The sequence below is a fragment of the Tundrisphaera macrotermitis genome, assembly GCF_051175315.1.
In the GTDB taxonomy this organism is placed as follows: domain Bacteria; phylum Planctomycetota; class Planctomycetia; order Isosphaerales; family Isosphaeraceae; genus Tundrisphaera.
The window spans coordinates 3,191,365-3,215,284 of record NZ_CP195100.1 but is presented as its reverse complement, the minus strand read 5'-3'; the positions used below and the strand labels follow the sequence as shown (position 1 = coordinate 3,215,284).

The following is a 23,920-nucleotide window of genomic DNA, read 5'->3' as shown; positions in this document are numbered from 1 at the left end:
GATCGGGTCAGATCACGTAGTTCTCGACGAACACCCCGCGCCGGCCGTGGAAGACCTTGAGGTCCTTGGGCGTCACGAAGATCTGCTCCCCCTCGGCCAGGTTCAATTCCTGGCACCGCTCGCGGGTGAGCTGGACCTGGAGCGGCGTGCCGTCGGCCAGCCGGAGGTCGAGCCGCACCAGCGCGCCCAGGCGGGTCAGGCGGCGGATCTGCGACGCCCAGGCCGGCTTGCCGTTCCGGCTCCGGGCGATGTCCAGGTCGTGCGGCCGGACGTAGACCAGGGTCGGACCGTCGCTGCCGGGCACATCCAGCGGGAGAGGGGCCTCGTCGTGCTGCATCTCCATGTTCAGCACGGTCTCGAACGGGAGGATGTTGACGGCGCCGAGGAACTCGGTCACGAACGGCGAGACCGGCCGTTCGTAGAGTTCCTGGGGCGGGCCCATCTGCTCGATCTTCCCCTTGTCCAGGACCACGATCTGGTCGGAGACCTCGAACGCCTCCTGCTGGTCGTGGGTGACGAACAGGGTGGTGACGTGGACCTCGTCGTGGAGCCGGCGGAGCCAGCTCCGCAGCTCGTCCCGGACCCGCGAGTCGAGCGCCCCGAACGGCTCGTCCAGGAGGAGCACCTTGGGCCGGGGGGCCAGAGCCCGCGCCAGTGCGACCCGCTGCCTCTGCCCACCCGACAACTGCGAGGGGAATCGCTCGGCGTAATCGGCCAGCTGGACCAGCCTCAGCAGCTCCTCGACCCGGTCGCGGATCTCGGCCTTGGGCAGCTTCTGGACTTCCAGGCCGAACGCCACGTTCTGGCGGACCGTCATGTGGCGGAACAGGGCGTAGTGCTGGAACACGAAGCCGACGCCCCGGCGCTGGACCGGCATCCGGGTGGCGTCCTCGCCGGTCAGCTCGACCGATCCCGAGTCGGCCTGCTCCAGCCCGGCGATGATCCGCAGGATCGTGCTCTTGCCCGAGCCCGACGGGCCGAGCAGCGCCACGAGCTGGCCGGATGGGACCTCGAAGGAGACCGAGTCGATCCGGAACTTGCCCAGCTTCTTCTGAAGGTCGCGGACCACGATACCCACGGCATCCTCCCGGACGAGATCTCTGGCTGAGGGGGAGACGGGACCGAGCCCGTTCACTCGCCCCGGTTGTGTTCGTGGGCCTCGACGCGACGACGCAGCGATTCCATGCCGATCAGCAGGACGAAGGAGATCCCGGCTAGGGCCACGCTGGCGGCGTAGGCCCCTTCGGGGTGGAACCCCTCGATCCCGTCGTGGATGTACAGGGTGGCCGTCTGGGTCCGGCCCAGGATGTTGCCCGACACCACCAAAAGCGCCCCGAACTCGCCCAGGGAGCGGGCCACGGTCAGGGTCACGCCGTAGGCCAGCCCCCAGCGGATCGAGGGCAAGGTCACCTGCCAGAAGGTCCGCCACCGGCCCGCGCCCAGGGTCCGGGCGACTTCTTCCTGGTCGACGCCGAACTCCACCAGGACCGGCACGACCTCGCGGACCACGAACGGGAGGGTCACGAACAGGGTGGCCAGCACCATCCCGGGCCAGGCGTAGACCACCCGAAGGCCGGCCGCCTCCAGGGGTCGGCCCAGCCAGCCATTCGGGCCGTAGACGATCACCAGCATCAGCCCGGCGATGATCGGCGACACCGCGAACGGCAGGTCCACCAGGCCGTCGGCGAACGCCCGGCCCCAGAACTTCTGCCGCACCAGCACCAGCGCGAAGGCCAGGCCGAACAGGGTGTTGACCAGAGTGGCGACCACCGTGATCCCGATCGTCAGGCCGAAGGCCCTGCGGGCGTCGGCCGACAGCAGGGCATCCCAGAACGGCCGGAACCCGCCGGCCAGCGCCGTCCTCACCAGCGACAGGGTCGGCACCAGGATCAGGATCGCGAACCAGCCGACGACCAGGCCGATCAGGAGCGTCCGGCCGCTCCAGAACGCCGACCGATTGCCGAGGGTGGTCGCGGGCGATGCGGGGCTGGCCACGGCGTCAGGCCTTTCGGGTTCGTTGGATCAGGTTCAGGACGATCAGGATGCCCAGCGACGCCGCCAGCAGCACCGAAGAAACGACCAGGGCCCCGTGGGGCCGGCCGCTCTCGATCTCCCCGAAGATGTACATCGGCCCGGTCTTGGTCTCCAGAGGACGGTTGCCGGCCACCATCACCACGCTGCCGAACTCCCCGAGCGCCCGGCTGAACGCCAGCGCCGTGCCGGTGAGGATCGAGGGGAACAGGGTGGGCAGGGTCACGCGGCGGAAGATCGTCCAGGGCCGGGCCCCCAGCGTCGCCGCAGCCTCCTCCTCGCCCCGGTCGATCTCCAGGAGCACCGGCTGCACGCTGCGGATAACGAACGGGTAGGTGACGAACAGGAGCGCCAGGACGATGCCCGGCTGCTGGTAGATGACCCCTAGCCCGAATCGGCCCAGCACCGCCCCCAGCGCGCTCGACGGTCCATAGAGGGCCACCAGCATCAGCCCGGTGACCACCGTGGGCACGGCGAACGGCAGGTCGATCAAAGCATTCATGATCCCCTTGCCGGGGAAGTCGTAGCGGACTAAAACCCAGGCGGTGGCCGTGCCCGCCACGGCGTTGATGGCCACCATGATCAGGGCCGTCGTGATCGTGAGCTGGAGGGCGTGCCAGGCAAACGGGTCGAAGATCGCCTTGCGGAACGCGGCCGGGCCGGGCTCCGCCGCCTGATAAGCCAGCGTGGCCAGGGGCAGCGCCACCATCACGCCGAGGTAGGCCAGGGTCGAGGCCCGGAGCATCAACGCCGGGACGTGTTCGGGTCGCCTCGTCATCGTCGTCACTTCCCCCCGCCGCGACGGGTGAACGTCCGATCGAAGACGCCTCCGGGATCGAACACAGTCTTCTTCACCTGGGACCAGCCCCCGAGATCCTTGATCGTGAACAGGCGGGGCGGCAGCGGGGCCTGGCCGGGCACCTCAACCTTCGGGTCGATGGGCCGGAAGCCGTAATCACCGAGGATCCGCTGCCCCTCGTCCGAGCGGATGAATTCGAGGAACGCCTGGGCGACCTGCCGGTTGCCGTGGCGGCGGACCGAGGCCTCGACCAGCGCCGCGGGGCTCTCGATCTGGAGCGTCGCGGGCGGGGTCACATAAGGGATCGGATGCGGGACGAACTTCTCCCGGAGGAGCAGTTCGTTCTCGTAGGTGACCACGGCGTCGCCGGTCCCGCGTTCGAAGGTCGCCAGGCTCTGCCGGCCGGAGCTGTCCATGTTCACCACGTTGGCCTGGACCCGGGACAGGAGGTCGCGGGCGGCCTCCGGGTCGGGCTTGTCCCGATCCGCCCCGAGGAGCCCGGCCCCCCAGACGGCAGCGATGTTCCAGCGGGCCCCGCCCGAGGTCTTGGGGTCGGGGTAGAGGACGCCGACGCCGGGATTGGCCAGGTCGGCCCAATCGCGGATGTTCTTGGGGTTGCCGTCGCGGACGCCGATCACGACCAGGCTGCGGGTGGCCATGCCCCGGGTCGGGCCGGCGTCCCAGCCCTTCTCGACCACGCCCGCCTTGACCAGGTTGTCCATGTCCCCCTGGAGCGACAGCACGGCGATGTCGGCATCGAACCCGGCGGCGATGGCGCGGGACTGGGCCCCGGAGGCGTTGTACGACTCCTCGAACCGCACGGCCCGGCCGGTCTTGTCGGCCCAGGACTTCGTGAAGGCGGGGATCAGCCCGTCGTGGAACGCCTCGCGGACGACCGAATAGGCGCCCAGGGTCAGGGTATCGACCCCTTGCGAGGCGCCGACCCGAGGGCCGCACGAGGGGCCGGAGGCCGCCAGGAGCAGCCCCATCAACCAGGCCCCGAACTTCGCCCCCTCCGGTCGTCGCATCGCAGCTCGTCCCTGCCTCTCAGATGATCCAGTCGCCGACATACTCACGTTTCCGGTCGCGATTCTCGACGATCAGGTCGGCGAAGGTGGTCTTGTCGACGACGTCCGACATGGCCTGGCGGACCCGGCACCAGAAACCGAAGAAGTGGCAGTGCCCGTGGAACTCGCACTCCTTGGGCCGGGACTGGCTGACGCAATCCACCGGGGCGATCGGCCCGTCCACGTACCGCATCACCTCGCCGACGGTGATGTCCTCGGGCGCCTTGGCCAGGGTGTACCCCCCCTCCGCGCCGCGACGGCTCCGGACGAACCCGCCGCCCTTGAGCTGGCCCAGGATGACCTCCAGGAATCGCACCGGGATCAGCTCCCGCTCGGCGATCTCGGCGATCTTCAGGGGCTCGGTGCTGGCGTGTTCGGCGAGGGCGTAGATCGCACGCAAGGCGTAGTAGCACTTGGAAGAAACGCTCATCGGTACGATCTCACCTCGGACGGGGACGAATCATCCCCATTTCGACCAGACAAGTCAAGATCGAACGGACGGGGTCACGCATCCCGCCCGCTCCCGGCACGGTCGCCGAAGTCGGATCGCCTCACGGTTCCAGCTCAAGGCCGCCCTGCCCCCCCTCGTCGTTCGCCGGATCGTATTCGATCACGAATCCCGATGCAGCCGAACCGGGCCGGCCCAGCCCCTTGGGCTCGTAGGCGAGCAGGCCCCGCCGCTCGGCGCAGGCGAGGCAGAGCCGCTCGTCGCCGTGATGGACGTAGATCTCGCCATCGAGCAGGCGGTGGTAGTAATCCTGTCCGGGGGCCATCGCATAGCAGAATTCGCGCTCGCTGCCGAGCTTGTGCCCGACCCGCCAGCCGGGCTCTCGGATGAACATCCGACGCGGGGCGGGCTCGGGCGTCGAGGGATCGGGGCTCATCGGGTGACCTTCCCGGGCTGGGTCGAGGCCGGGCGGCCGTCCGCCGGTCGCCGGCCCCCGGGCGGGTGGATGCCACAAGCCTCGTCGTTGCAGGAACCATCGCGCGGGCGCGTCGCCGCAATCCGATTGTAGACCCGACGGCCGACCCACGAAACCCCCGGCACATACCGGACCATCGCCGGCATGCGGCCCAGGGGGGTCCAGCCCAGGATTCGCATGACCGCCTCGTAGCCGACCTCGACCACCCCGTCGCTGCGGACCAGGTGCATCGCCCGGAGGCATTCCTCCTTCGTCAGCCCGTGATGGATGGTCGCGACGTCCACGGCGGTCAGGTCGACCGGCTCGATGACCCGGTCCGGGTCCATCGCGGTGATCAGCGCCATCGACGCCCGGCACCGGGGGCAGGCGCCGTCGTAGAGGACCCGGCCCGAGGGCTGCTCCAGGCCCGAGGCCAGGCTCCGGAGCCACGGGCCGGAGGCGAACGCGAGGTTGCCGGCGATCATGGCCAGGCCGAACTCGAACAGCCCCAGGGTCAGCCCGATGGCCGCGTGCATCATCATCGCCGCGGCCACGATGAACGGGCGGATCGGCCGGACCCAGACCAGGGCCGGGTAGCCGACCTCCAGGGCCACGGCGGCGTGGGTCATCGCGTTCAGGAGGAACGGGAACGCCGCCAGCCAGGTCAGGTCGAACAGCCGGAACTCCCCGGCGGCGATCGTCCCCCAGATCGCCGTCCCCTCCCACCAGGGGTTGCCCCGGAGCTTCGACAGCCCGGACAGCCCGTAGATCAGGACCAGGTGGCACTGGATCAGCCGCAAGCCCAGGTTGGCCGAAATCGAGGGCGAAGGCACGCCGGACGGGGCCGTCCAGAGCCCATCCTTGCGCCGGGTGGCGACCTCGGCCCGGCTCCTGCTATAGCGGGCGATCATCCGGTCGAGCGACACCGCCTGGCCGCTCGCCCCGGACACCGCCAGGTACAGGGCCCAGGTCGAGGCGATGTTGTCGAACCCGTACAGGCTGATCGGAGCCCGCCGCGCCGTGGAGACGACGATGATCCAGGCCAGGACGGCCGTGGTCCGGCTCCACAGCCCCAGGGTGAACGCGGCCAGGACGGCCACGCAGGCGATCCACACCGGGCGGAGCATGGCGTCGGGGACGTAGAACCAGAACGACCACGACCCCGGCCCCTGCTCGGAGCGGAACTGGAGCACCGTCTCCAGGTTGGCCCAGCCCTGGCGGCCGAAGAACGCGTGCAGGTCCAGCCCATAGACCAGCATGCTCCACGTCAGGAGGCCCCCCACCAGCACGCGGATCAGGCCCAGGGGCGTGGGATCGGCCGGGGTGAAGAGGAACCGATCCCAGCCGCGGGCGATCGAGCCCGCCAGCGCGGCCGGGACGCCCACCAGGCCGTTCAGGAAGCGTTGCACGGGTAGACTCCGATCCGTTCGGGGGTCGAGTAGAACTCCTCGGCGTCCAGGTCGACCGGGGCGAACCCGCGTTGCCTCACCTGATCGCGCACCCGTTCAAGCGGCGGGATCAGGTGCATCTGGAGCCGGAGCGTGACCTCCGAACATCCCGGATTTTCCTTCCCCAGGTGGGTCGCGTAGGCGTGGGCCCAACGGCTCCGCGAGCCGTCGCCGGCATGGGTCCGGGCATCCTCGAAGTCGGCCGCCAGGGCGTTGGCCAGGGCCAGTTGCCTTTGGTATCTCAGTCGGGGCCAGGTCCCGCGCTCCGGCAGACGGACGGTCCGGCTCGGGCGACCGTCGGCGTAGCTCAACTCGGCCGTGACCACCGGCGTGGGCGGCGGCTCCGGGCTGTAGTACCGGTAGGAGTAGCCCTGATCGATGAACTGATTGTAGGCCGAGAACCGATCGGCCAGGGCCCTTTCCAGCCCGGAGGCCGGCGCGGCCGCCCAGGCACCGGCCCAGATCGCCGCGGCGTGGAACAGGACGGCCAGGGTCGTGAGCCGCTTGGCCCAGACCGGCCATCCCTGCGCGTCGGCCTCGGCCCAATCGCCCTCATCCGCCATTCTCCGTCCCATGCCGATTCCCCCCGACCCCGGCCGATCGCCACATGATCCGCGCTGCCAGACTAGCCGCCCGCGACGCTTCGGGCCAGCCGAACGGGACAGCCTCGGGGGAACTCGCCAGGACCCACCATTCGCCCCATCCAAAATCTTCAACGCAAATTTCCCAAATTGACTTGCATCAGCCGATTGGGAGACTAGAATTTGCGGTATCTGAGCGACCAATAACGAAAACGCCAGAAGTAACGGGTCGGCGAGCAGGGGGATCCTGGTATGATGCGTCGGCCCATGAGCGGGGCCGGCGTCGGGGGCCGACCCCCTCGCCAGGTTTGACACCGAGAATTGCACACCCAGGGAGTTTCCGACATGCAGGCGACCGTCGTGATGCTGATGGCTCTGACCGGGCTGGGTTGTCACCACAAGAAGTGCGAGCCGGTGGCCTACGCCTCCAGCTGCTACTCGTCGTGCTACAGCTCCTGCTACTCGTCGTGCTACAGCTCGTCGAGCTGCTATTCCTCGATGTACAGCGGCTGCTACTCGTCGTGCTACAGCTCGTCGAGCTGCTACGCCTCCAGCTGCTACTCGTCGTGCTACAGCTCCTGCTACTCGTCGTGCTACAGCTCCTGCTACAGCGGGAAGAAGCACAAGCACGGCCTGTTCGGCCACAAGAAGCGGTCGTGCGGCGGCTGCTACGAGCCCGCCCCGGTCTGCGCCCCGGTTTGTGCGGTCCCCGCCCCGGTCTGCGACACCTGCTCGCTGGGCAGCATGCCGGTCTACGGCACCTACACCCCGGTTTATGAGACCTACGCCTCGGCCCAGTACATCCCGTCGGGCCAGATCGTCCCGTCCAAGCAGTACCCGGTGACCAGCGCCCCGGCTGCCGCCCCGGCTCCTGTCCCTGCCCCGACCCCCGAGCCGGCCCCGGCCTCCGAGCCCGCCCCGGTGCCCGATTCCGCCCCGGCCACCCCGGCCCCCGGCACGCCCCCGCCCCCGCCGGTCCCGGCTCCTTCGGCCGGCTTCTGAGACTAGAGAAGGCCCCTGGCTTTCTCCCCGAGACGACCCGCGACGTCCACTCGTCGCGGGTCGTCTTGCATTATGCGCCCAGGGTGCTCGTCGTCCCATCGGGGCGATCCGCGCATGTTGACGGATATGGACGCCGGCTTTACCGATCCGGGCCTTTTTCTTATACTCGTTCGACGCCTGGTGGAAGGCCCGAGCAAGGCAGTTTGGGCAAGGCTCGACCCGGCCGATCTCTTCGACTTCGCGGTCAATCTGGGGTTTCCCGCCCGATGAACACACAATTTGAATCGGACCCCTCCTCCTCGGCCGAGCTGGATGACGAGGAACTGTCTGTGTCCAATCCTTTTCAAGACTCCGAACGTTACGATGAACTGGTGCGGCTGCTGGGCGAGGCCAATTGCAAGCGGTTGGGCATCTTCCGCATCCCCGACAATCTCGTGCTCTCGGTGGTGATCCCGGTCTACAACGAGAAGAACACGATCCGCGAGATCCTCCGCCAGGTCCGCGCGGTGAAGATCAACAAGCAGATCATCCTGGTCGACGACTGCTCCACGGACGGCACGACCGACGTCCTCCGCGAGATGATGACGACCGACCCCGACCTGACGATCGTCTTCCACGAGGTGAATCAGGGCAAGGGGGCCGCGCTGCGGACCGGCTTCAAGCATGCCACCGGCGACCTGGTGATCGTCCAGGATGCCGACCTCGAATACGACCCGTCGCAGTACCTCCAGCTGGTCCAGCCGATCATCGAGGGCAAGGCCGACGTCGTCTACGGATCGCGGTTCATCGGCGAATCCCACCGGGTGCTCCACTTCTGGCACTCGCAGGGCAACCGGGTCCTGACGCTCCTGTCGAACTTCTTCACCGACCTGAACCTCACGGACATGGAGGTCTGCTACAAGGTCTTCCGCCGCGAGGTGATCCAGAACATCAAGCTGGACAGCAATCGCTTCGGCTTCGAGCCCGAGGTGACGGCCAAGGTCGCCCGGTTCCAGGTGCCGGCCCTCGACGGCCGCCCGGCCCGACGCTGCCGGATCTACGAGATCCCGGTCAGCTACAACGGCCGCGACTACAGCGAAGGCAAGAAGATCGGCATCAAGGACGGCTTCCAGGCCCTCTACTGCATCGTCCGCTACGCATTCTGGGATTGATCGATCCATCGGCTGGCCGGCGCAGGGCATCCCTCCTGTGCCGCCCTCCCCTCGGGGAACGCACCATGATCCGCCCCGCGTCGTCTGCCCCGGCGTTGCTGATCGCCTCCTTCCTCGCGGCGTTCGCCGTCGGGACCGCCGTGGCACAGGACGCGACCGACCCCTCGCCGAAGGCCAAGGCCCGGCCGGCCGCGAAGCGGCAAGGACGCGGCGACGCCCCGGGCACGTACATGGGCCGGCCGATCGCCGAGATCATGAGCTACCACGGGGCCGACTGGCTGTTCCGCGACACCCGCGAGGACGAAGAACAGCCCGAGAAGATGCTCGATGCCCTGCGGATCAAGGTCGGCGAGACGGTGGCCGACGTGGGGGCCGGGGCCGGCTACACCAGCCTTCGCCTGGCCCGCCGGGTGGGGCCGAAGGGGACCGTGCTGGCGACCGACGTGCAGCCGCAGATGCTGCGGATGCTCTCGGCCAACGCCAAATCGGTCGGCATCCGCAACATCAAGCCGATCCTCTGCACGGCGACCGACACCAAATTGCCCGAGGCCCAGGTCGATCTGGCCCTGATGGTGGACGTCTACCACGAATGCTCCGACCCGGTGGCGACCCTGGCCGGGCTTCGTCAGGCGCTCAAGCCGACCGGCCGCCTCGTGCTCGTCGAGTTCAGGGGCGAGGACCCTGAGGTCCCGATCAAGCCCGAGCACAAGATGACCGTCGCGCAGGTCCGTCTGGAGCTGGAAGCGAACGGATTCCTGTTCAAGGAGAAGTTCGACTTCCTCCCCTGGCAGCACATCCTGATCTTCGACAAGGCCCCGGAGGACAAGCCCGCGAAGTGATCGGCGGGCCATCGCCTCAGTCGTCGGCGGACCGCCATCGCCGAGGCGGGGCGGCATCGAACCGCCCGGTGGGCGGGCTGAACTTGACCCCGACCTGCCACAGCAGGTCGGGCTGGTGCTTGGCGAGGAGGTACTTCATCACCACCTCGTCCGACGGCGGCATGCCGGGGTCCTGGAAGACCACGCAGAGCCGGGCCTCGCCCCGATGGGTCTTCGCGTCCCAGACTTCGATCAGCCCGTGCGGACGGCGCGGGACGCGGTAATACTTGCCGTTGTTCAGCACGGTGACGCGATCGAACCGGCAGAACTCGTCGAACTCCTTGGGCTCGACCACGTCGCGCACCAGCTCGGCCGCGACCAGCTCGGGCACGCCGGCCTGGTAGGCCCCCGCGTCGAGCCGCATCGGCTCGTCCTCGACCGTCGCCGCCGGCTGGCTCCGCCCCTCGATCACGCGGAAGATCTCCCACTCGACGAGCCGGGCATAGCCGGCCCGCAATGCCGAGCTGGAGATCACCATCTGCGGGAACGACGCGGCGGCGCGGACGACCTCGTGGGCGAAGGCGTTGGCCTCGCGCTGGAGCTTCACCATCCAGAATCGCGGGGTCTGGTTCCGGTCCTCGTCGCTGTAGCGGAACAGGCGAGGCCCGACGTCGGGGATCGTCACGTCGGTCTCCGCCCCCTCCTTCTTGAGGGTGCGGATCACCGCGTCGTACGAGTCTTCGCCGCGGACGAACCGCTCGGATGCCTCGCGATGCCCGTGGTTCTTGACGCGGACGATGCGATAGCTGGGCCGGGCCCGGAACGAGACCTCGCGGGCCCGGGGATCGACGGCGCTCCGCTCGTCGGCGACGTCGATCTCCCAGCGCAGATAGCCGGTGCGGATCATGAGGAGTGGGACCCCGCCTCGGAGACGCTCAGCCGCCCTGGATCGCGGGGACGAGGAGGATTTCGGGCGCCGCGGCATCGAAGGCCCGGATCGGCCGGGTCTGGCCGGGACCATCGAGCCGGAACGCCAGGCGGCCCGCCGTGAAGTGTTCCGCGAAGGCCGATGCGGCATCGGAGACGGTCTCGGGCCGCTTGGGATCCCACTCGGCCAGGCAAAGGTCGCCGTGCCCGGTCTTCAGCAAACGCAACTTGGCCATGGGGGGCTCGCTCCGTCGGTGAGTCAGATATCTGAGTGGTCGCGTCCATCTCCGCATCGATCGTGGACCGTCCGGGACGATCCTGATTATAGCGGTTGGTCGGGTGAGCGAACAGTTCCGCACCACACCCCGACCGGCCGGTCGGATTTCCGGGCTGGAGCGGGGCCGGATCCGGCTCGTACAATGCACCTCCTTCGACCCGTTTCCTGCCCGAGGCCGTGATGAGCGATACCGTTCTTGAGACATCGATCGGCGACTTCCGGCTCCTGGACTATCGGCTCCACAGCGGCGGGCGGGAATGGAGCGTGCTCCACACCGGCGCGGTGATGACCGACGACGACGAGACCCACGTGATCGTCCTCAAGACGAACCGGCTGCCCTATGGGGTCTCACTTTGGCCCGCCGCCATCGTCCTGGGGCACGAGATCGCCACCCGGGAGGCCGTCATCAAGGGCAAACGCGTGCTGGAACTGGGCTCGGGCACCGGCCTGCCCGGCATCATCGCGGCCACGCTCGGGGCGCGGGTGGTCCAGACCGACCGGGACGAGCTGGTTCTGCACCTCTGCCGCAAGAACGGCGAGCGGAACAACGTCGAGGGGGTCGAATACCGCCTGGCCGACTGGACGGCCTGGGAGGAGACCGGCCAGTACGACTGGATCATCGGGGCGGACATCCTCTATGGGGCGTCGCTCCACCCCCACCTCCAGAAGATCTTCGAGACCAACCTCGCCCCCGGTGGGAAGCTGCTGCTTGCCGACCCCTTCCGCGGCGATGGCATCCGGATGATGGAAACGCTGGAAAAAGCGGGCTGGGACCTGAAGTTCGACCAGTGGGACGTGGGCGAGGAGGGACAGCCCCGGCCGATCGGGGTCTTCGAACTGGTCCCTCCTTCGAAGGAAGCCCCCCCGCCCCGGACCACGCCCACGTTCCGCATCCCCCCGAACCCCAGGCCCGCCACCCCTCCCGGAGCCACGACATGAGACTCGGTTTCCTCGCCCTGATCCTGGCCTGCCTGCCGGCTGCTCCCGTCGTCGGACAGGAGCCGACCCCGTATGGGCCCCCGATCACGCTGGAGCAGGCGCTCAGGCTGGTCGCCGCCGCCGAGGCCGAGGCCAAGAAGCATTCCTGGCCGGTCGCCATCACGGTCGTCGACAGCGGAGGCCACCTCGTCGCCTTCCACCGACTCGATAACACCCAACTCGGCAGCGTCGAGGTGTCCCTGGAGAAAGCCCGGACCTCCGCCATGTTCCGCAGGCCGACGAAATACTTCGAGGACGCCATCGCCGCGGGGGGCGCCGGCCTCCGCTCGCTCCGATCCCCCGTCATGCCCATCGAAGGGGGCTTGCCGGTCATCCTGGATGGGAAGATCATCGGGGCGATCGGCGTCTCGGGCGTGAAGCCGGTCGAGGATGGCCAGGTGGCGCGTGCCGGGCTGGCCGCTTTGGAATCCCCCCGCCCCTGACGCGAGGTTCCATCGATGTATGTCGTCTACGGCACGTTCGTCAAACCCTCGTCGCCCGACGGCTGCCTGGCGGTCGCCGATCAGGCGCTCCGCTCCCAGGGCCAGACCATCGTCAAGGGGGCGGACGGGGTCGACCCGCTCGTGATCGGCGGCAACGATGCGGTCACGCTGACCATCGTCGCCGTCCCACACCCCGCCGGCTCCTGGGTCGTCGTCTCGGCCTCGGCGGCCGACCCGGGCACGGCGGCCCAGGCCCGCGATGTCTTTCGCGGGATGATCGAGACCACTCCCGTCCCCTGACCAGGCCCGGAAGACTGCCCCGCCCCGGCGGATCGATGACGCGCCGGGATGCGATCGCACGAAGGTCGGCGATGGGATGATGGACCCCGCCGGGGGGGATTGATTAGAATGGGTTTCGGCCCACCCGGCCCCCTTTCCACGGCCGAGTCACCTGGAAGGGGGGAGGAGGCCGTTCGTCGCAACATGACGCGACGCTGCGCCGGCCGGGCCCGTTGGGCGAGAGTGGTGGAACGGCAGACACGCAGGATTTAGGTTCCTGTGCCGCAAGGCGTGAGGGTTCAAGTCCCTCCTCTCGCATTCAGTTGAAAAATCACAGTACAGGCAATGGTTTACGGCGAGGATGTCCTGCCCGCCGTTCAGCGATCTCCCCTTCAGAACCCCAGGATATCCACTGATATCTGTGGAAAAAGTGGGGAGATATATTTGCGCCAACCCAGGCTCAGTCCGACCTGGGTCGAGGGCAAGCCTCGTCGATCCGATCTACGGCGAGACTGGACTTTAGCCCGCAATCCGCCCGACGCACGACCCGCCGCCCAGCCAGGGTCGGCCCCGCATCGAATGCCTCGCAGGCACCTTCAGGCCTTCGCGCCGCCAGGGCCTCTCGATCCGATTGTGGCTGACAGCGAAGCCCTCGGCCCTCAGCCATCCGGCCCGCCAGCCGGGGCTCGTCGTCGGCGACGTCCGGCGAGCGCCTCTGGTTTGTCCGGCACAGGCCCAGCGTCCTGCACGCCCGACGCTGCGAGACGCGATCGAGGCCGAGCACGCTCGCGACGTGCTCGACCGTCTCGCTTCGCTTCGCCAGGCTCAGTATTTCCCCGAGGCGGCTTCCATCAGGCCCGCGCCTCGATTCTCACATCGGAGGCGGGCTCGCTTGAAGGGGCAGGTCCACTTCGAGTTGTCGAACGAGCCCGACGGCGATGCCATGCGAATCACCGAGAATTCGCCTCTCGCACCTTCTTCACCGTGTCGTCTGCTCGTTTCAGGTTGGCATCCGGGTTGGCATTCTTGTACCGCATCAGAGTGCCCTCGATGAGCTTGAGCTGCGGTTCGGAGAAATGCTTCTCCTCGGCTGTGAGATACGTGGTGAAGGTTTCTTGAAACAACTCGGGGGGTGTTTTGTCGTTGCTAAGAATCAGGAGCGCGATGTCCGGATTCTTGGCGAGGCGCCTCGCCGCTGCCAATCGAGCTTCCATCGGGGCGTCCGGGTTGAGCAGAAACTCGTCGCGGATGCGATTGGAAAGGTCGGGCACGCCCGCCAGGTAGGTGACGGCGGCGGCCTGCACATCGGCGGATTTGCTGCTGTCCAGGTAGGGTTCCAGAAACTCGGCCCCTACATCTCGCCGCGCCAAACCGAGGTGGTTGACCGCCTCGAGGGCCGAATACCGACCCTCGTTGGCCCCAGCAACGACGTTGTCCAGCCCGATTTTGTCGGACAAGGCCGCGAGCGTGTTCGTGGCCGAGTTGCGGATGGACGGCCGCGGGTCCTTCTGACCAATCCGCAGCGCTTCGCGGGCGAATTCGTGCCGTCGCATCATGTACAAGTCCGTTGGGGTCGGTTGTACGCCTTCGCGCATCCGGTGATCGGACATCGCCGCCGCCGCCCCGAGTTCACCGACGGCGAAGGCGGCCACCTTCTCGGAAGGTTCTTTGGCTTTCACCAATGCGGCAGAGGTCACGACAGCGGCGTCCGGGTACTTCCGTCGCAGCAGGTGGAAGGCCTTCAGCCGGTCCTCCTCTGGCCGGCTACCGTCCTGGACCGTCTCCTGCAGAGCCTTGATGTCGGCGGCGTTCTTCTCGTACCTCGCGACGAGGTCGGGATGGATGAGCGGCGCCTCGGAGCTGGGCGCCATCTTGTGTTCTTGGCCCAGAGACGGCGAGGTGGCAAGATAGCCGACCATCAAGCCGGCGGTGAACCCGACCCTGAGTGTGCGATTTATGGTCATGGCGTTCCCCCTGTGACTTGAATTGTATGGCATGGGAGCGGCCGGCGTCCTTCATTTGAATCCAATTTTATCGTAACAATAGCCGTGCGGCGTCCCCTTGCCGCGGATGTCGAGGTAGTCGATCAAGTTCCGGACTCGGTTGCCCGGCCCGTGGTTGGCGAATGCGGCCGGCATCGAGAAGGAATAGTTCGGCCAGTCGTCCAACGGATCATTGGTGCCCTGGGTTCCGCCAGCCCCGTTCCAAGGCCACACGGTGTCGTTGGCGTAGGTGCCGTGATGCGATCGGTTGGGTGCGACCGGGCCGGGGTAGCCGCCCAGCGGCGAGTAGGTGACGGAGTCCACCCCGTCGGGGTCGAACAGGCTCTTCTCCTTCTGCCAGGCGGCCCAGGCTCGGTCGACGTTGGCGTGCAGCAGGAAGAAGAGCGGGTCTCGCGGCGAGGCCGCGGACACCAGCCAGCCCCCGATCGTCGAATGCGCGCGATTGTGGTAGTTGTTCTCCAACGCGCTCCGCATAAAGGTATGGCTATCTTCGTCTATCACGGACTGGAAGTCCACATCGGGTGCCACGGTGTCCGCGTTGTCGATCCGAAGCATCGGCTCCGTACTCGTCGGGATCGAGGACAGAGAGGTCATCGCGTCCATGGCCGCCTCGCTGGGCATGGCCCAATTCCGGATCGGGTTGCCGGCGTCGAATCGCACGATATTGGAGGACGAGGTGATGACACCCATGAACTTCCGCGAGAATAGCTTCGGGGCCGGCTCGTCGAACTTCCAGTATGGCAGGGCGACGGCAGGATCGAACGACTGGAGTTCTCGCTCGAACGAGAGCAGCATGGCCCGGTGCCACGGGGTGAACAGAGGCGAGCCATGGATGCCTTCACTGAACGCCTCCTTATGCGCCTTGACGTATTTGAGATATTTGGATGCCCTGCCGACGCCCGCGGCGTTATCCAGGTCGTGCATCTTCGCCAAGGCGACGAGAAATCGGTTCACCTCGGCATCCGAGAGAGATTCAGCGTTCTTGCGGACCCGGACCATGAGCGGGAGGGCCGCTCGTTCGGCGTTCATCGCGTCCCGCACGACGATTTTCACGTCTTTGCCGTCGGACGACGCCGCCTTGCCCGCCAACCAAAACCCTTTCCAGGTGCCGTCTGCGGGCAACGTAACGCTGAGCGAATCTTGAAATACTGCCGTCACGGGCGTATGGGGCAGCGCGGAGAACGGGAGGAACGACACCTCGCCGGTCGCAGTCGTCGCGTTGATTTTGGCACCGGTCAGATTGACCGCCATGTCGGCCGTGCCATTCCGCTGGCGGATCTGGGCCCGTACCGGTGTCCAGCCGATATAATCATCGTCCTCGGCTGGGGTGTTATTGATCTCGATGTCGAGGATCACCTGCCCATTGGCGGAGGCAACCGGCCCGCCGAGGGTCGATAGGACGAGCAGGATCCCGATCGGCAGATAACGCATCTCAAGTTTCCTTGGGCCTCGGGTGCGGATCTCTCAAACACTCGGCTCTCTTGAGTGCTACAAATCAACAGGGCCGAACGGAGGCTCGGGGTAATACTCCAGGAATGACTGGACCATCTTCGCGGTCGGTTCGCCCCAGACCGAGATCACTATCCGCAGGGCCATGTCGATGCCGGCGCTGATGCCGGCAGAGGACCACAAGTTCCCGTCCTGGTAGAACCGGGCTGGGTCGGCCAAGCGGACCCGCGGTTCGAATTTCTGGCGGAACGGTATCTTGGCCATGTGGTGAGTGACCATGGTCTTCTGATCGGCCACCGGATTTGGGGCGACCAGGAATGCCCCGGTGCAGACGGAAGCGACCAGCATGCTGTTTTCCGCCAGCCGGCCTACCTCCTTGATCAGGATGCCGTCGTCCTCGAACCTGGATCGATCCCCGCCGGGGATCAGGAGCAGGTCGAAGCGCTCGTGATCTGCCGTCGCTCCATCGACCTGGATTTCCCTGCCTATGAGGTGGTCACGAATCGACCTCCCGTGTTTCGACATCAGCCGGAGGTCAATGGCCGAATTGGTCACCTTGGCGGTCCAGCCGAAAACACCGAGGGGCCCCTCGATGTCGAGCCGCTCGATTCCGTCAAACACAACAACACCGATGGTTTTTATCGGTTGCATGATTGTTTCCATATTGGCCATGGGTCTGCTCCCCATTCACCGATCGTCCAACGACGGAATAGGCGAGACAAACCCCAGGTTTCGGCCATGATCCAGGCTCATCCAGGGTTTCAGCGGGGGCTCATGGCCGAAGGCTCATTGTGGCTACACCAAGCCCCCCATGCTCTCCGAACTGGGGTTCAATCTGCACCGGCGTGGCGTGCCGATGATCCTCGGCCCGCGTGCGATCCGTGCTCGGATCTCGCCGGCACCGCGGTCCCAGGCCGTCGGACACCCCCTGCAGGCCCCCCGCAAACGACTCGATCTGTCCGCGAGCAGGGCCGAACGACCGATGAGTTGAGTTCCCGGCCTCGCCCTCCGACGGCAATCCCGGAAATGGTCCGACGCTGGTCCGCTTCAAGGACGCGGCATGCCGAGTCGGGGCCACCTCCAACACGGAATGCGACCCGGCCCCACGAGGAAATTAGAACCAGTCCCAACCGCCGCCGCAAGCGTGCTCACAGAGATCGATCGAGGAGGTGAGAATCGGTATTTGTCTAATCGATCTCAATCCTGGAATCAAGAAGTCCCCGCCTTTCAGCCATCTATTTCCCGGCGAGGCTGAGCGATCGCCGAATGTCGGAAGACTGTGAGCGAGCACGCGACAATTATTCCGGCCATGTCGACACCTGCCCCTCAAGGGGGTGGCTCCTGCGACATGGAGGAATGGAACTCCGTGGCATTCGGGCAGCTTCCGCCACCGCGAGCCGGTGTGGAGGATCCAGAAGATGCCGTCGAGCGTGGAGCGGTGGCCATCCACCGGCCACCCGGGCGACGGGTCGTGGGCATCAGGTCTTCGACCAGGGCGAACCGCTCATGGCGGCGAATCATGCGAGGAACCCCGGGCGGGAGATCCCATGACGACGACTCGTGGATCGCCAGGCAGGACCTAGCCCAGCAGGGGCTCCAGGCATCGCCCCTCGCGGAAGATCGGGATCGGCCGACCTGCGGCCGATTCGACCTCGTGCCGGGGGCCGAACCCCAGCCTCGCGAAGATCATGGCGGCGAGGTCGTCGGGAGAGCAGGCGTCCCGCACCGGGGCGGCCCCTCGGGCATCGGTCGACCCGTAGACGGCCCCTCCGGGAAAACCTCCGCCGGCCAGGATCACCGACATCGATCTCGCCCAGTGGTCCCGACCGCTCGCGGCGTTGATCCGTGGGGTCCGGCCGAACTCGCCGGCGCAGACAACGATCGTCTCGTCCAGCAGACCGCGGGATTCCAGGTCGAGGACCAGGGCCGAGAGGGCCTTGTCGAGCATGGGCAGGAGGCGGTCGCGGAGGGTGCGGAAATTGTCGGAGTGGGTGTCCCAGCCGCCGAAGCCCAAGGTCACGAACCGGGCCCCGGCCTCGATCAGCCGCCGGGCCGCCAGCGCCCCCTGCCCCAGCGTCGTCCGCCCGTAGTCGTCGCGCAACGCCTCGGGCTCTCGGGACAGGTCGAGCGCCGTCCGTACCCGGTCGGACCGGAGGATCTCCGCCGCCTGGCGGTGGAACCGGTCGAGGCCGGCCATCGCGTCGGAGCCTTCGAGCGGTCCCAGGCCCCGGTCGAACCGGCCCCGGAGCGACTCGCGGGCCTCGAAGTCGCGGGGCGTCACTCCTTCCGGCAGCGTCACCCCGAGGGATCGGAGGGACCCGCGGGCGGGGTCACCCTCGACCTCGAACGGGCCGAACGCCGGGCCGAGGAAGCCGGGGCCGGTCCCGGAGATGCCGTCCCGCAGCGTCTCGAACGTGACGTAGGGGGGGACGCCGCCCCGGGACGGCAGCAAGCGTGCTGCAAGTGGGCCCGCCGCGGGGAACTCCAGCGACGGCCCCGGGCGGTTCCCCGTGGCCATGTAGGTGGTGCCGGGTCCGTGGGCGGCGATCGAGTGGCCGAGCGAGCGGACCAGCGAGCAGCGGTCCATGACCTTCGCCATGCCCGGCAGGTGCTCGCCGACCGAGATCCCCGGCGCGGCCGTGGCGATGGGTCGGAACTCGCCGCGGATCTCCTCGGGGGCGTCGGGCTTCGGGTCCCACATGTCGATCGTCGCCGGGCCGCCCGCCAGCCAGATCTGGATCACCCCGGTCGCCGGCTTCTTCCCGCGGGGCCGGGAGGCGGCGCGGGCTTCCGCCCTCAACGCATCGGGCAGCGACAGGCCGAGCAGCCCGGCGACGCCGGCCCTCAGGGCATCGCGTCGGTGGAATCCCTCGCAGTCGGACCAGGATCGAGGCATGGCGCAGCCCCCCGGGATGTCGTCGGGACGATTCAGTGGTTCAACACGAATTCGCGGGTGTTGATCAACGACCAGAGGATGTCGGCCAGCCCGGACGCGCGGTCGGCCGCCGATCGGAGGTGGTCGACCGCCGCCTCGGCCTCGTCGCGGCTCGGCGGTCGGGAGAGCGAGGCCAGGAAGAGATCCTCGACCGCCTCGGCGTCGGGCCGGCCCGACGCGGCCAACTCCCGGACCCGCCCGTCCTTGAGCCGGGCGATCATGGATTCATCGGACATCAGGAACAGGGTCTGGGAGAGGACCGGTGCCCGTGGCCGCTCGCAGTCGCAGGTCGAGGCCCGCTCGGGCCGGCCGAGGGCTCGGAAGGCGCGGGCGAGGGCGGGCGACACGGCCCGGTTGGTGGCGACCTCGATGGCCCGCGTCGCCTCGGGGGCGTCGGTGCCGAATGCGCTGGGGTGTCCGGCCGCGGCGTCGATCGCGTCGACCAGCACCTCGGCCATCAGGGGCCTCGGCACCGAGCGGGCGAAATCCCCGCCGTGGTCGAGGTTCCCGGCCGCCGGGGCCGACGACCGTTGGTAGGCCCGCGAGGCGAGGATGAGCCGTTCCAGCCGGCGGATGTCGAAGCCGTGGGCGACGAAGTCCGCGGCCAGGGCGTCGAGCAAACGGGGGTTCGAGGGCGGGTTGGCGACCGAGAAGCCGTCGACCGGATCCACCAGCCCCGCCCCGAAGTAGGCGGCCCACACGCGGTTGACGAAGCTGCGGGCGAAGAAGGGGTTATCGGGCCGGGCGAGCCAGTCGGCCAGGCTCTCGCGAGGATCGCCGTCCTCGGGCAAGTCGAGCCCGCCGAGGGCTCGCGGGGCGGTCGGCCGGCCCGAGCTGGGGTCGGCAAGCCGGCGGGAGGGTTGCCTCGCGACGAAGACCTCGCGGATCCGGGGGATCGGGGGCAGGACGCCGTTCGGGTCGGCGTTGCGCCGCTCGTCGAGCAGGGCGGCGGTGGCGGCGAGGCCGTCCGGCGAGAGGCCGAACCGGACGTCGGCGATCGCGTTGGCGAACGCCCGGTAGTCGTCCTGGGTCCAGCGGTCCAACGGGTGCTTGTGGCACTGGGCGCACTCGATGCGGACGCCCAGGAAGGCCGCCGCGACCCGCTCGGCCTGGGCCTCGACCGGGGCGGGGCCGCCGCCGTCCAGGCGTCGCCAGAACAGGTCGAGCCCCGGCCTGTCCGCATAATCGGTCGCCTTGCCTTCCCGGAGGGCGAGGGTGTCCTCGGCCTCTCGGCGGGCCCAGGCGAGTGCGTCGGCCCCGTCGCGGCTGGTCGCGCACAGGACGCCGCGGGCGATCCGGTCGTAGGGGACGTTCGCGGCGAACCTCGCCCGGAACCAGTCGTGCCAGAGCCGGGCCCGGCGTGGCCGCAGGTCGTCGGGGCCTTCCATCGCGGCGACGTCGCAGCCGGTGATGTCGAGGTATCGCATGGCCCAGAGCGCCGCGTGCATGGGGTGGGCGAGCAGTCGGTCGATCGCCCGCGTCCGCTTGTCGGGCGCCGCGTCGACGAGGAAGGAGCGGACTTCCTCGGGGGTGGGCAGGGTGCCGATCAAGTCGAGCGTGACCCGGCGAAGGAACTCGGCGTCCGACGCCGGCCCCGAGGGCTCGACGCCGAGGTCGCGGAACTTCGCGTCCACCTCGCGGTCGACGAGGCCGGAGTCGGGGTCATCGGGGATCGCAACCTCCCGCCCGGTCGGGATCAGGACGCGGGCCGACGCGATCAGGCCAATGTAGGAGGCGACCACGGCCGTGTCGCCGGGTGCCAGGCCCCGGACCTCCCCCGCCGGGGAGACGTCGACGACGCCGGGGTCCCGAGAGCGAAGGTCGCAGAATGGGGTGACGTCGGCCTCGGTGCCGTCGGCGAACCGGGCGATGACCTCGATCCGGCCGGTCGCGCCGGGGCGCCTGAGCCGCGACTCCGGGGGCCGGATCGCGATCTCCCTCGCCGAGGGGCGCCCCGGGTCACGCCGGGCCCCCTCGGCGATCCAGGTGCGGAGGAATCCGTATTCCCACGAATCGGGGGCGAATCGCCTCCCCCCCTCGTGGGGCACCCGCCCGGTGGCCTTCAGCAGGACCAGGCTGCGGTCGGGGTCGAGGACGTTGACGCGGCGGCCCTGATCGCCCCTCGTGAGCGACGCGAAGTCGCGGGCGGGGTCGTGGCCGAATAGGCTCAGGGCCAGCCCTCCCCGACCCTGGAACGACCCGTGGCAGCTCCCGGCGTTGCAGCCGAGCCGCCCGAACAGGCCGGCGACGTGCCGGTCGAACTCGACGCCCGAAGGCGCCGACTCGCCCGGCGGGAGTGCCGGCCTGATTTCATCACCCCTCGACGGCCGGGCGGCGAGCATCGCCAGGATGCCGGCCATCGCGAGTCGCTTCTTCATCGGCTGGCTCCCGGAGTCACTTCGGTTCCAGGACGAAGGTGACTTCCTCGGTCTTCCCCTCGGGCAGCGTGAATTTTCGGCTCGCCGGCGCGAAGCCGTCGGCCGAGACGCCGATCTCCACCTCGCGGTCGGGCAGCAGGCTGGACGTGCGGTAGCGGCCGTCATACTGCTCGTCCTGCAGGGCGTCCTTCTTCTTGCCCCCGCCGGTCAAGTGGAGCCTCTGGTCCGGGTCCGTCCCGGGGTCGGTGTACTTCGCGGTCGCCCGGAACCCCTGGATCTGCTTGCCGTCCCCGGTCGTGGCATCGACGACGACGATCGGCGCCACGTAGCGGACGATCTCGATGCCCTTAACGTCGTGGTCGAGCGTGCCCAGATTGACCCTGCGACCCTCGGACAGCGGCCCGTCCTTGCCGATCCGATATCGGGCCGAGGCGTGCTCGTTGGTCGAGATGTCGAGCTCCACCTGCTCCAGCCCGTGGGGGACCTTGAGGGAGAACCGGCCCTGGACATCGGGATTGGTCATCGCATGCCAGAATGAACCGTCGATCCGGCCGAAGACGCTGCTGCTCCAGCCCCCTTTCGGCTGCCCTTTGCTGTCGAGCCACCGCCCCTCGATGACCGCGACCGGCGACGCTCGGATCTCCAGCGGCTCGGCGGCCTCTCCTTCCTTGATCGTCAGCTTCACGGGCGCGAAGACGTGGTCCAACGGCCGGCGGTCCCATCGGGATTTTCGGTCGCCATCGTAGTTGGACTCGCTGGGAGTGGCGGTGTATTCCCCCGACGGCAATGGGGCGAAGGTGAATCGCCCGTCGGCGTCGGTCTCCGCCACCCGCCGGATCACGTTGGAGATGAACGAAAGGCCGTTCGCGTCCAGATCCGATTCGCCCCCGGGCTTTCGCTCGATCTCGACGAACACGCCCACGATCGGCTTGCCCTGGACGTCCACGACCCGGCCTGCGACGGAGACCCCCTTCTTCAAGGTGATCGTCCCCATGTCTCCTCGTTTCCCGCCGGGGACCACGTGCAACTCGACGGCATGGTCCCTGGGCAGGACCCAGTACGCCGCCTGGCCCGGGGTGGTGATCGGGAGTCGATACCGGCCCTGGGCGTCCGTCTCGGCCCGGACGAAGGAACCGTATTCGGCGAATCCTCCCTTGTCGCTGCGCGAGTAGGCCAGCACCACGACCCCTTCCGCCGGGCGGCCCTCGGGCGTCTCGACCCGCCCCGTGATCGGCTTCGCCGGGCGCAGCTCGACGGTCTCGAAGAACGGCCGCTCGTTGAGCGTCTCGTTCTTCCGGATCATGCTCAGGGAGTAGCCGAACCGATCCCGCGTGGCATAGTCCGGGTGCTCCACATCAAGCTCGATGTAGAGATAGGGCATCGAGAACTGATCGGGCGGGATCCCGAAGGCGTACGTGCCGTCGGCGGCGGTGGTGTGGCTGGTCTCCTGGATCATCCGGTTGTCGTTCGCCCGGAGGATCGAGCGGCGGACGACCACCGTGGCCCCCGGGATCGGCTGGCCGGAGTCCTTGTCGACGACCGTCCCCTTGTAGCGGAGGGGCCCCTCGGCATCCTTGGCGTCCGGGGACGGCTTGGCGGCGTCCTTCACGGCTTGGGCCTCCTTGGTGGCCTCGACGGCGACCGATTGCGCGGCCCCGAGTCGGACCCCTGAGGCGAAGACGATCACGGCCGCGGCGATGGCGGTGATGGCGGCGCTCCAGGCCGTCCGGCAGCGTTGCTCCAGCGGTTCGCGATCGTCCACGAGCATGGTGACCCTCCGGTACAGGTTCGAGCGACGGTCGCCGATCCCCAGCGCCGGCAACGCCGGCCCGGACCGATGCCGCCTCGCCAGGCAGACGAGATAGGCCGCATAATCCTCGGACGAGCCCGCCGCGGCGGCCCGGGCGTCGGCGAGATAGTCCTGGCAGAGGCGGAGCTGGCGCCTGAGCCACCAGAACAGGGGCTGGTAGAAGAGGACAAAGCCCGACAGGCAGGCGAAGTTCCACGCCCAGGCGTCGCCCCTCTCGACGTGCGACCACTCGTGGGCCAGGACGTATCGAAGCGCCCCGAGCTCTCCCCCGTCGCACAGCGACGACGGCAGCAGGATCACCGGCCGGGCCCAGGTGAAGGTGATCGGCAGGGCGATCCGGTCGCTCTCCAGCAAGGCGACCCGCCGGCCCCCGGGCCCGGCCAGATCGTCGAACACTCCGCGGACCGCCCCCGGCACGGGACGGGCCGACCGGGCCAAACGCCAGAGCAGGCACTGGCCCGCAAGCCACCAGGCCGCGAACCCGGCCGACGCGGCGAGATAGCACGACCCGACGATGACCCCGGCGGGCGGGATGCTCCACCGCCCCCGGGAAAGCGGCGTCGCCGGCCGTTTCGGCGCGATCGCTCCATCACCGGGCACCAAGGCTTTCGGCGGCACCGCGGACCGCCCGGAAGGATCGAT

General features: G+C 68.4%; 23 protein-coding genes and 1 tRNA gene. 8 read left to right on the top strand and 16 right to left on the bottom strand.

The annotated features are described in order from the left end of the window. Window positions 1-7: 7 nt before the first annotated feature. The 8 genes from TA3x_RS12930 to TA3x_RS12895 all read right to left on the bottom strand — a co-directional run bounded on the left by TA3x_RS12930 (window position 8) and on the right by TA3x_RS12895 (window position 6,822). On the bottom strand, window positions 8-1,078 hold the full coding sequence (locus TA3x_RS12930; protein WP_435021837.1) for a sulfate/molybdate ABC transporter ATP-binding protein: 1,071 nt from the start codon (window positions 1,076-1,078) through the stop codon (window positions 8-10). A gap of 53 nt (window positions 1,079-1,131) precedes the next feature. Beyond that, the gene (locus tag TA3x_RS12925) at window positions 1,132-1,995 is read right to left on the bottom strand and encodes a sulfate ABC transporter permease (RefSeq protein ID WP_435021835.1); all 864 of its coding nucleotides are present in this window, start codon (window positions 1,993-1,995) and stop codon (window positions 1,132-1,134) included. A gap of 4 nt (window positions 1,996-1,999) precedes the next feature. Further along, on the bottom strand, window positions 2,000-2,809 hold the full coding sequence (gene cysT / locus TA3x_RS12920; protein WP_435021833.1) for a sulfate ABC transporter permease subunit CysT: 810 nt from the start codon (window positions 2,807-2,809) through the stop codon (window positions 2,000-2,002). 5 nt (window positions 2,810-2,814) lie between these two features. Next, a complete protein-coding gene (locus TA3x_RS12915; RefSeq protein ID WP_435021832.1) occupies window positions 2,815-3,858 on the bottom strand; it encodes a sulfate ABC transporter substrate-binding protein in 1,044 nt (347 codons plus the stop codon). 19 nt (window positions 3,859-3,877) lie between these two features. Continuing rightward, on the bottom strand, window positions 3,878-4,327 hold the full coding sequence (locus TA3x_RS12910; RefSeq protein WP_435021830.1) for an RrF2 family transcriptional regulator: 450 nt from the start codon (window positions 4,325-4,327) through the stop codon (window positions 3,878-3,880). A gap of 121 nt (window positions 4,328-4,448) precedes the next feature. Further along, complete coding sequence (locus TA3x_RS12905) at window positions 4,449-4,781, bottom strand: hypothetical protein (protein ID WP_435021827.1); 333 nt, start codon at window positions 4,779-4,781, stop codon at window positions 4,449-4,451. Next, complete coding sequence (locus tag TA3x_RS12900) at window positions 4,778-6,208, bottom strand: DCC1-like thiol-disulfide oxidoreductase family protein (protein ID WP_435021825.1); 1,431 nt, start codon at window positions 6,206-6,208, stop codon at window positions 4,778-4,780. The genes TA3x_RS12905 and TA3x_RS12900 overlap by 4 nt, the downstream gene beginning before the upstream one ends. After that, window positions 6,193-6,822: a hypothetical protein gene (locus TA3x_RS12895; RefSeq protein ID WP_435021822.1), complete on the bottom strand. Its 630-nt coding sequence runs from the start codon at window positions 6,820-6,822 to the stop codon at window positions 6,193-6,195. Before TA3x_RS12895 ends, TA3x_RS12900 begins: the two co-directional genes overlap by 16 nt. 351 nt (window positions 6,823-7,173) lie before the next feature. Here TA3x_RS12895 and TA3x_RS12890 point away from each other — a divergent pair, with 351 nt between their 5' ends. From TA3x_RS12890 to TA3x_RS12875, 4 genes are all read left to right on the top strand, one after another. Continuing rightward, window positions 7,174-7,830, top strand: a complete 657-nt coding sequence (locus tag TA3x_RS12890; RefSeq protein ID WP_435021820.1) for a hypothetical protein — start codon at window positions 7,174-7,176, stop codon at window positions 7,828-7,830. A 114-nt stretch (window positions 7,831-7,944) separates the two neighbouring features. Continuing rightward, window positions 7,945-8,100, top strand: a complete 156-nt coding sequence (locus tag TA3x_RS12885) for a hypothetical protein (RefSeq protein ID WP_435021818.1) — start codon at window positions 7,945-7,947, stop codon at window positions 8,098-8,100. Continuing rightward, window positions 8,097-8,981 carry a glycosyltransferase family 2 protein gene (locus TA3x_RS12880; protein WP_435021816.1) on the top strand — a complete coding sequence of 295 codons (885 nt, stop codon included), beginning with the start codon at window positions 8,097-8,099 and terminating at the stop codon, window positions 8,979-8,981. Before TA3x_RS12885 ends, TA3x_RS12880 begins: the two co-directional genes overlap by 4 nt. Window positions 8,982-9,046: 65 nt before the next feature. Beyond that, window positions 9,047-9,820: a class I SAM-dependent methyltransferase gene (locus TA3x_RS12875; RefSeq protein WP_435021815.1), complete on the top strand. Its 774-nt coding sequence runs from the start codon at window positions 9,047-9,049 to the stop codon at window positions 9,818-9,820. A 16-nt stretch (window positions 9,821-9,836) separates the two neighbouring features. On the opposite strand, the gene TA3x_RS12870 is transcribed toward TA3x_RS12875, so the two are convergent. Both TA3x_RS12870 and TA3x_RS12865 read right to left on the bottom strand, forming a co-directional pair. Beyond that, window positions 9,837-10,706 carry a hypothetical protein gene (locus tag TA3x_RS12870; RefSeq protein WP_435021813.1) on the bottom strand — a complete coding sequence of 290 codons (870 nt, stop codon included), beginning with the start codon at window positions 10,704-10,706 and terminating at the stop codon, window positions 9,837-9,839. 28 nt (window positions 10,707-10,734) lie between these two features. Further along, window positions 10,735-10,962 (bottom strand): hypothetical protein, encoded by a 228-nt coding sequence (locus TA3x_RS12865; protein WP_435021811.1) that lies wholly within the window; start codon window positions 10,960-10,962, stop codon window positions 10,735-10,737. Window positions 10,963-11,183: 221 nt separating this feature from the next. On the opposite strand from TA3x_RS12865, the gene TA3x_RS12860 reads away from it, so the two are divergent. The 4 genes from TA3x_RS12860 (at window position 11,184) to TA3x_RS12845 (ending at window position 13,021) form a co-directional block, all read left to right on the top strand. Next, window positions 11,184-11,942 (top strand): class I SAM-dependent methyltransferase, encoded by a 759-nt coding sequence (locus TA3x_RS12860; RefSeq protein ID WP_435021809.1) that lies wholly within the window; start codon window positions 11,184-11,186, stop codon window positions 11,940-11,942. Further along, window positions 11,939-12,424 carry a GlcG/HbpS family heme-binding protein gene (locus TA3x_RS12855; protein WP_435021807.1) on the top strand — a complete coding sequence of 162 codons (486 nt, stop codon included), beginning with the start codon at window positions 11,939-11,941 and terminating at the stop codon, window positions 12,422-12,424. The genes TA3x_RS12860 and TA3x_RS12855 overlap by 4 nt, the downstream gene beginning before the upstream one ends. Before the next feature lie 15 nt (window positions 12,425-12,439). Further along, window positions 12,440-12,724 (top strand): hypothetical protein, encoded by a 285-nt coding sequence (locus tag TA3x_RS12850; RefSeq protein WP_435021805.1) that lies wholly within the window; start codon window positions 12,440-12,442, stop codon window positions 12,722-12,724. Between the two features lie 216 nt (window positions 12,725-12,940). Next, window positions 12,941-13,021: transfer RNA gene (locus TA3x_RS12845), tRNA-Leu, on the top strand. 632 nt (window positions 13,022-13,653) lie between these two features. Here TA3x_RS12845 and TA3x_RS12840 read toward each other — a convergent pair. From TA3x_RS12840 to TA3x_RS12815, 6 genes are all read right to left on the bottom strand, one after another. Next, window positions 13,654-14,625 (bottom strand): hypothetical protein, encoded by a 972-nt coding sequence (locus TA3x_RS12840; protein ID WP_435021804.1) that lies wholly within the window; start codon window positions 14,623-14,625, stop codon window positions 13,654-13,656. A 93-nt stretch (window positions 14,626-14,718) separates the two neighbouring features. Continuing rightward, window positions 14,719-16,137 (bottom strand): tyrosinase family protein, encoded by a 1,419-nt coding sequence (locus TA3x_RS12835; protein WP_435021802.1) that lies wholly within the window; start codon window positions 16,135-16,137, stop codon window positions 14,719-14,721. Window positions 16,138-16,194: 57 nt separating this feature from the next. Further along, the gene (locus TA3x_RS12830; protein ID WP_435021800.1) at window positions 16,195-16,827 is read right to left on the bottom strand and encodes a DJ-1/PfpI family protein; all 633 of its coding nucleotides are present in this window, start codon (window positions 16,825-16,827) and stop codon (window positions 16,195-16,197) included. A 907-nt stretch (window positions 16,828-17,734) separates the two neighbouring features. Further along, a complete protein-coding gene (locus TA3x_RS12825) occupies window positions 17,735-19,051 on the bottom strand; it encodes a DUF1501 domain-containing protein (RefSeq protein WP_435021798.1) in 1,317 nt (438 codons plus the stop codon). Between the two features lie 32 nt (window positions 19,052-19,083). Next, window positions 19,084-21,468 (bottom strand): DUF1549 and DUF1553 domain-containing protein, encoded by a 2,385-nt coding sequence (locus TA3x_RS12820; RefSeq protein ID WP_435021796.1) that lies wholly within the window; start codon window positions 21,466-21,468, stop codon window positions 19,084-19,086. A 16-nt stretch (window positions 21,469-21,484) separates the two neighbouring features. Then, window positions 21,485-23,878, bottom strand: a complete 2,394-nt coding sequence (locus TA3x_RS12815) for a carboxypeptidase regulatory-like domain-containing protein (RefSeq protein ID WP_435021794.1) — start codon at window positions 23,876-23,878, stop codon at window positions 21,485-21,487. Window positions 23,879-23,920: the final 42 nt, after the last annotated feature.

What these genes read in the sequence shown, in the direction of transcription:
- TA3x_RS12825 (WP_435021798.1), bottom strand. Translation starts at nt 19,051, where the DNA reads ATGCCTCGATCCTGGTCCGACTGCGAGGGATTCCACCGACGCGATGCC.
- TA3x_RS12915 (WP_435021832.1), bottom strand. Translation starts at nt 3,858, where the DNA reads ATGCGACGACCGGAGGGGGCGAAGTTCGGGGCCTGGTTGATGGGGCTG.
- TA3x_RS12895 (WP_435021822.1), bottom strand. Translation starts at nt 6,822, where the DNA reads ATGGGACGGAGAATGGCGGATGAGGGCGATTGGGCCGAGGCCGACGCG.
- TA3x_RS12890 (WP_435021820.1), top strand. Translation starts at nt 7,174, where the DNA reads ATGCAGGCGACCGTCGTGATGCTGATGGCTCTGACCGGGCTGGGTTGT.
- cysT (WP_435021833.1), bottom strand. Translation starts at nt 2,809, where the DNA reads ATGACGAGGCGACCCGAACACGTCCCGGCGTTGATGCTCCGGGCCTCG.
- TA3x_RS12855 (WP_435021807.1), top strand. Translation starts at nt 11,939, where the DNA reads ATGAGACTCGGTTTCCTCGCCCTGATCCTGGCCTGCCTGCCGGCTGCT.
- TA3x_RS12830 (WP_435021800.1), bottom strand. Translation starts at nt 16,827, where the DNA reads ATGGCCAATATGGAAACAATCATGCAACCGATAAAAACCATCGGTGTT.
- TA3x_RS12870 (WP_435021813.1), bottom strand. Translation starts at nt 10,706, where the DNA reads ATGATCCGCACCGGCTATCTGCGCTGGGAGATCGACGTCGCCGACGAG.
- TA3x_RS12835 (WP_435021802.1), bottom strand. Translation starts at nt 16,137, where the DNA reads ATGCGTTATCTGCCGATCGGGATCCTGCTCGTCCTATCGACCCTCGGC.
- TA3x_RS12860 (WP_435021809.1), top strand. Translation starts at nt 11,184, where the DNA reads ATGAGCGATACCGTTCTTGAGACATCGATCGGCGACTTCCGGCTCCTG.
- TA3x_RS12885 (WP_435021818.1), top strand. Translation starts at nt 7,945, where the DNA reads ATGTTGACGGATATGGACGCCGGCTTTACCGATCCGGGCCTTTTTCTT.
- TA3x_RS12875 (WP_435021815.1), top strand. Translation starts at nt 9,047, where the DNA reads ATGATCCGCCCCGCGTCGTCTGCCCCGGCGTTGCTGATCGCCTCCTTC.
- TA3x_RS12820 (WP_435021796.1), bottom strand. Translation starts at nt 21,468, where the DNA reads ATGAAGAAGCGACTCGCGATGGCCGGCATCCTGGCGATGCTCGCCGCC.
- TA3x_RS12865 (WP_435021811.1), bottom strand. Translation starts at nt 10,962, where the DNA reads ATGGCCAAGTTGCGTTTGCTGAAGACCGGGCACGGCGACCTTTGCCTG.
- TA3x_RS12880 (WP_435021816.1), top strand. Translation starts at nt 8,097, where the DNA reads ATGAACACACAATTTGAATCGGACCCCTCCTCCTCGGCCGAGCTGGAT.
- TA3x_RS12905 (WP_435021827.1), bottom strand. Translation starts at nt 4,781, where the DNA reads ATGAGCCCCGATCCCTCGACGCCCGAGCCCGCCCCGCGTCGGATGTTC.
- TA3x_RS12910 (WP_435021830.1), bottom strand. Translation starts at nt 4,327, where the DNA reads ATGAGCGTTTCTTCCAAGTGCTACTACGCCTTGCGTGCGATCTACGCC.
- TA3x_RS12850 (WP_435021805.1), top strand. Translation starts at nt 12,440, where the DNA reads ATGTATGTCGTCTACGGCACGTTCGTCAAACCCTCGTCGCCCGACGGC.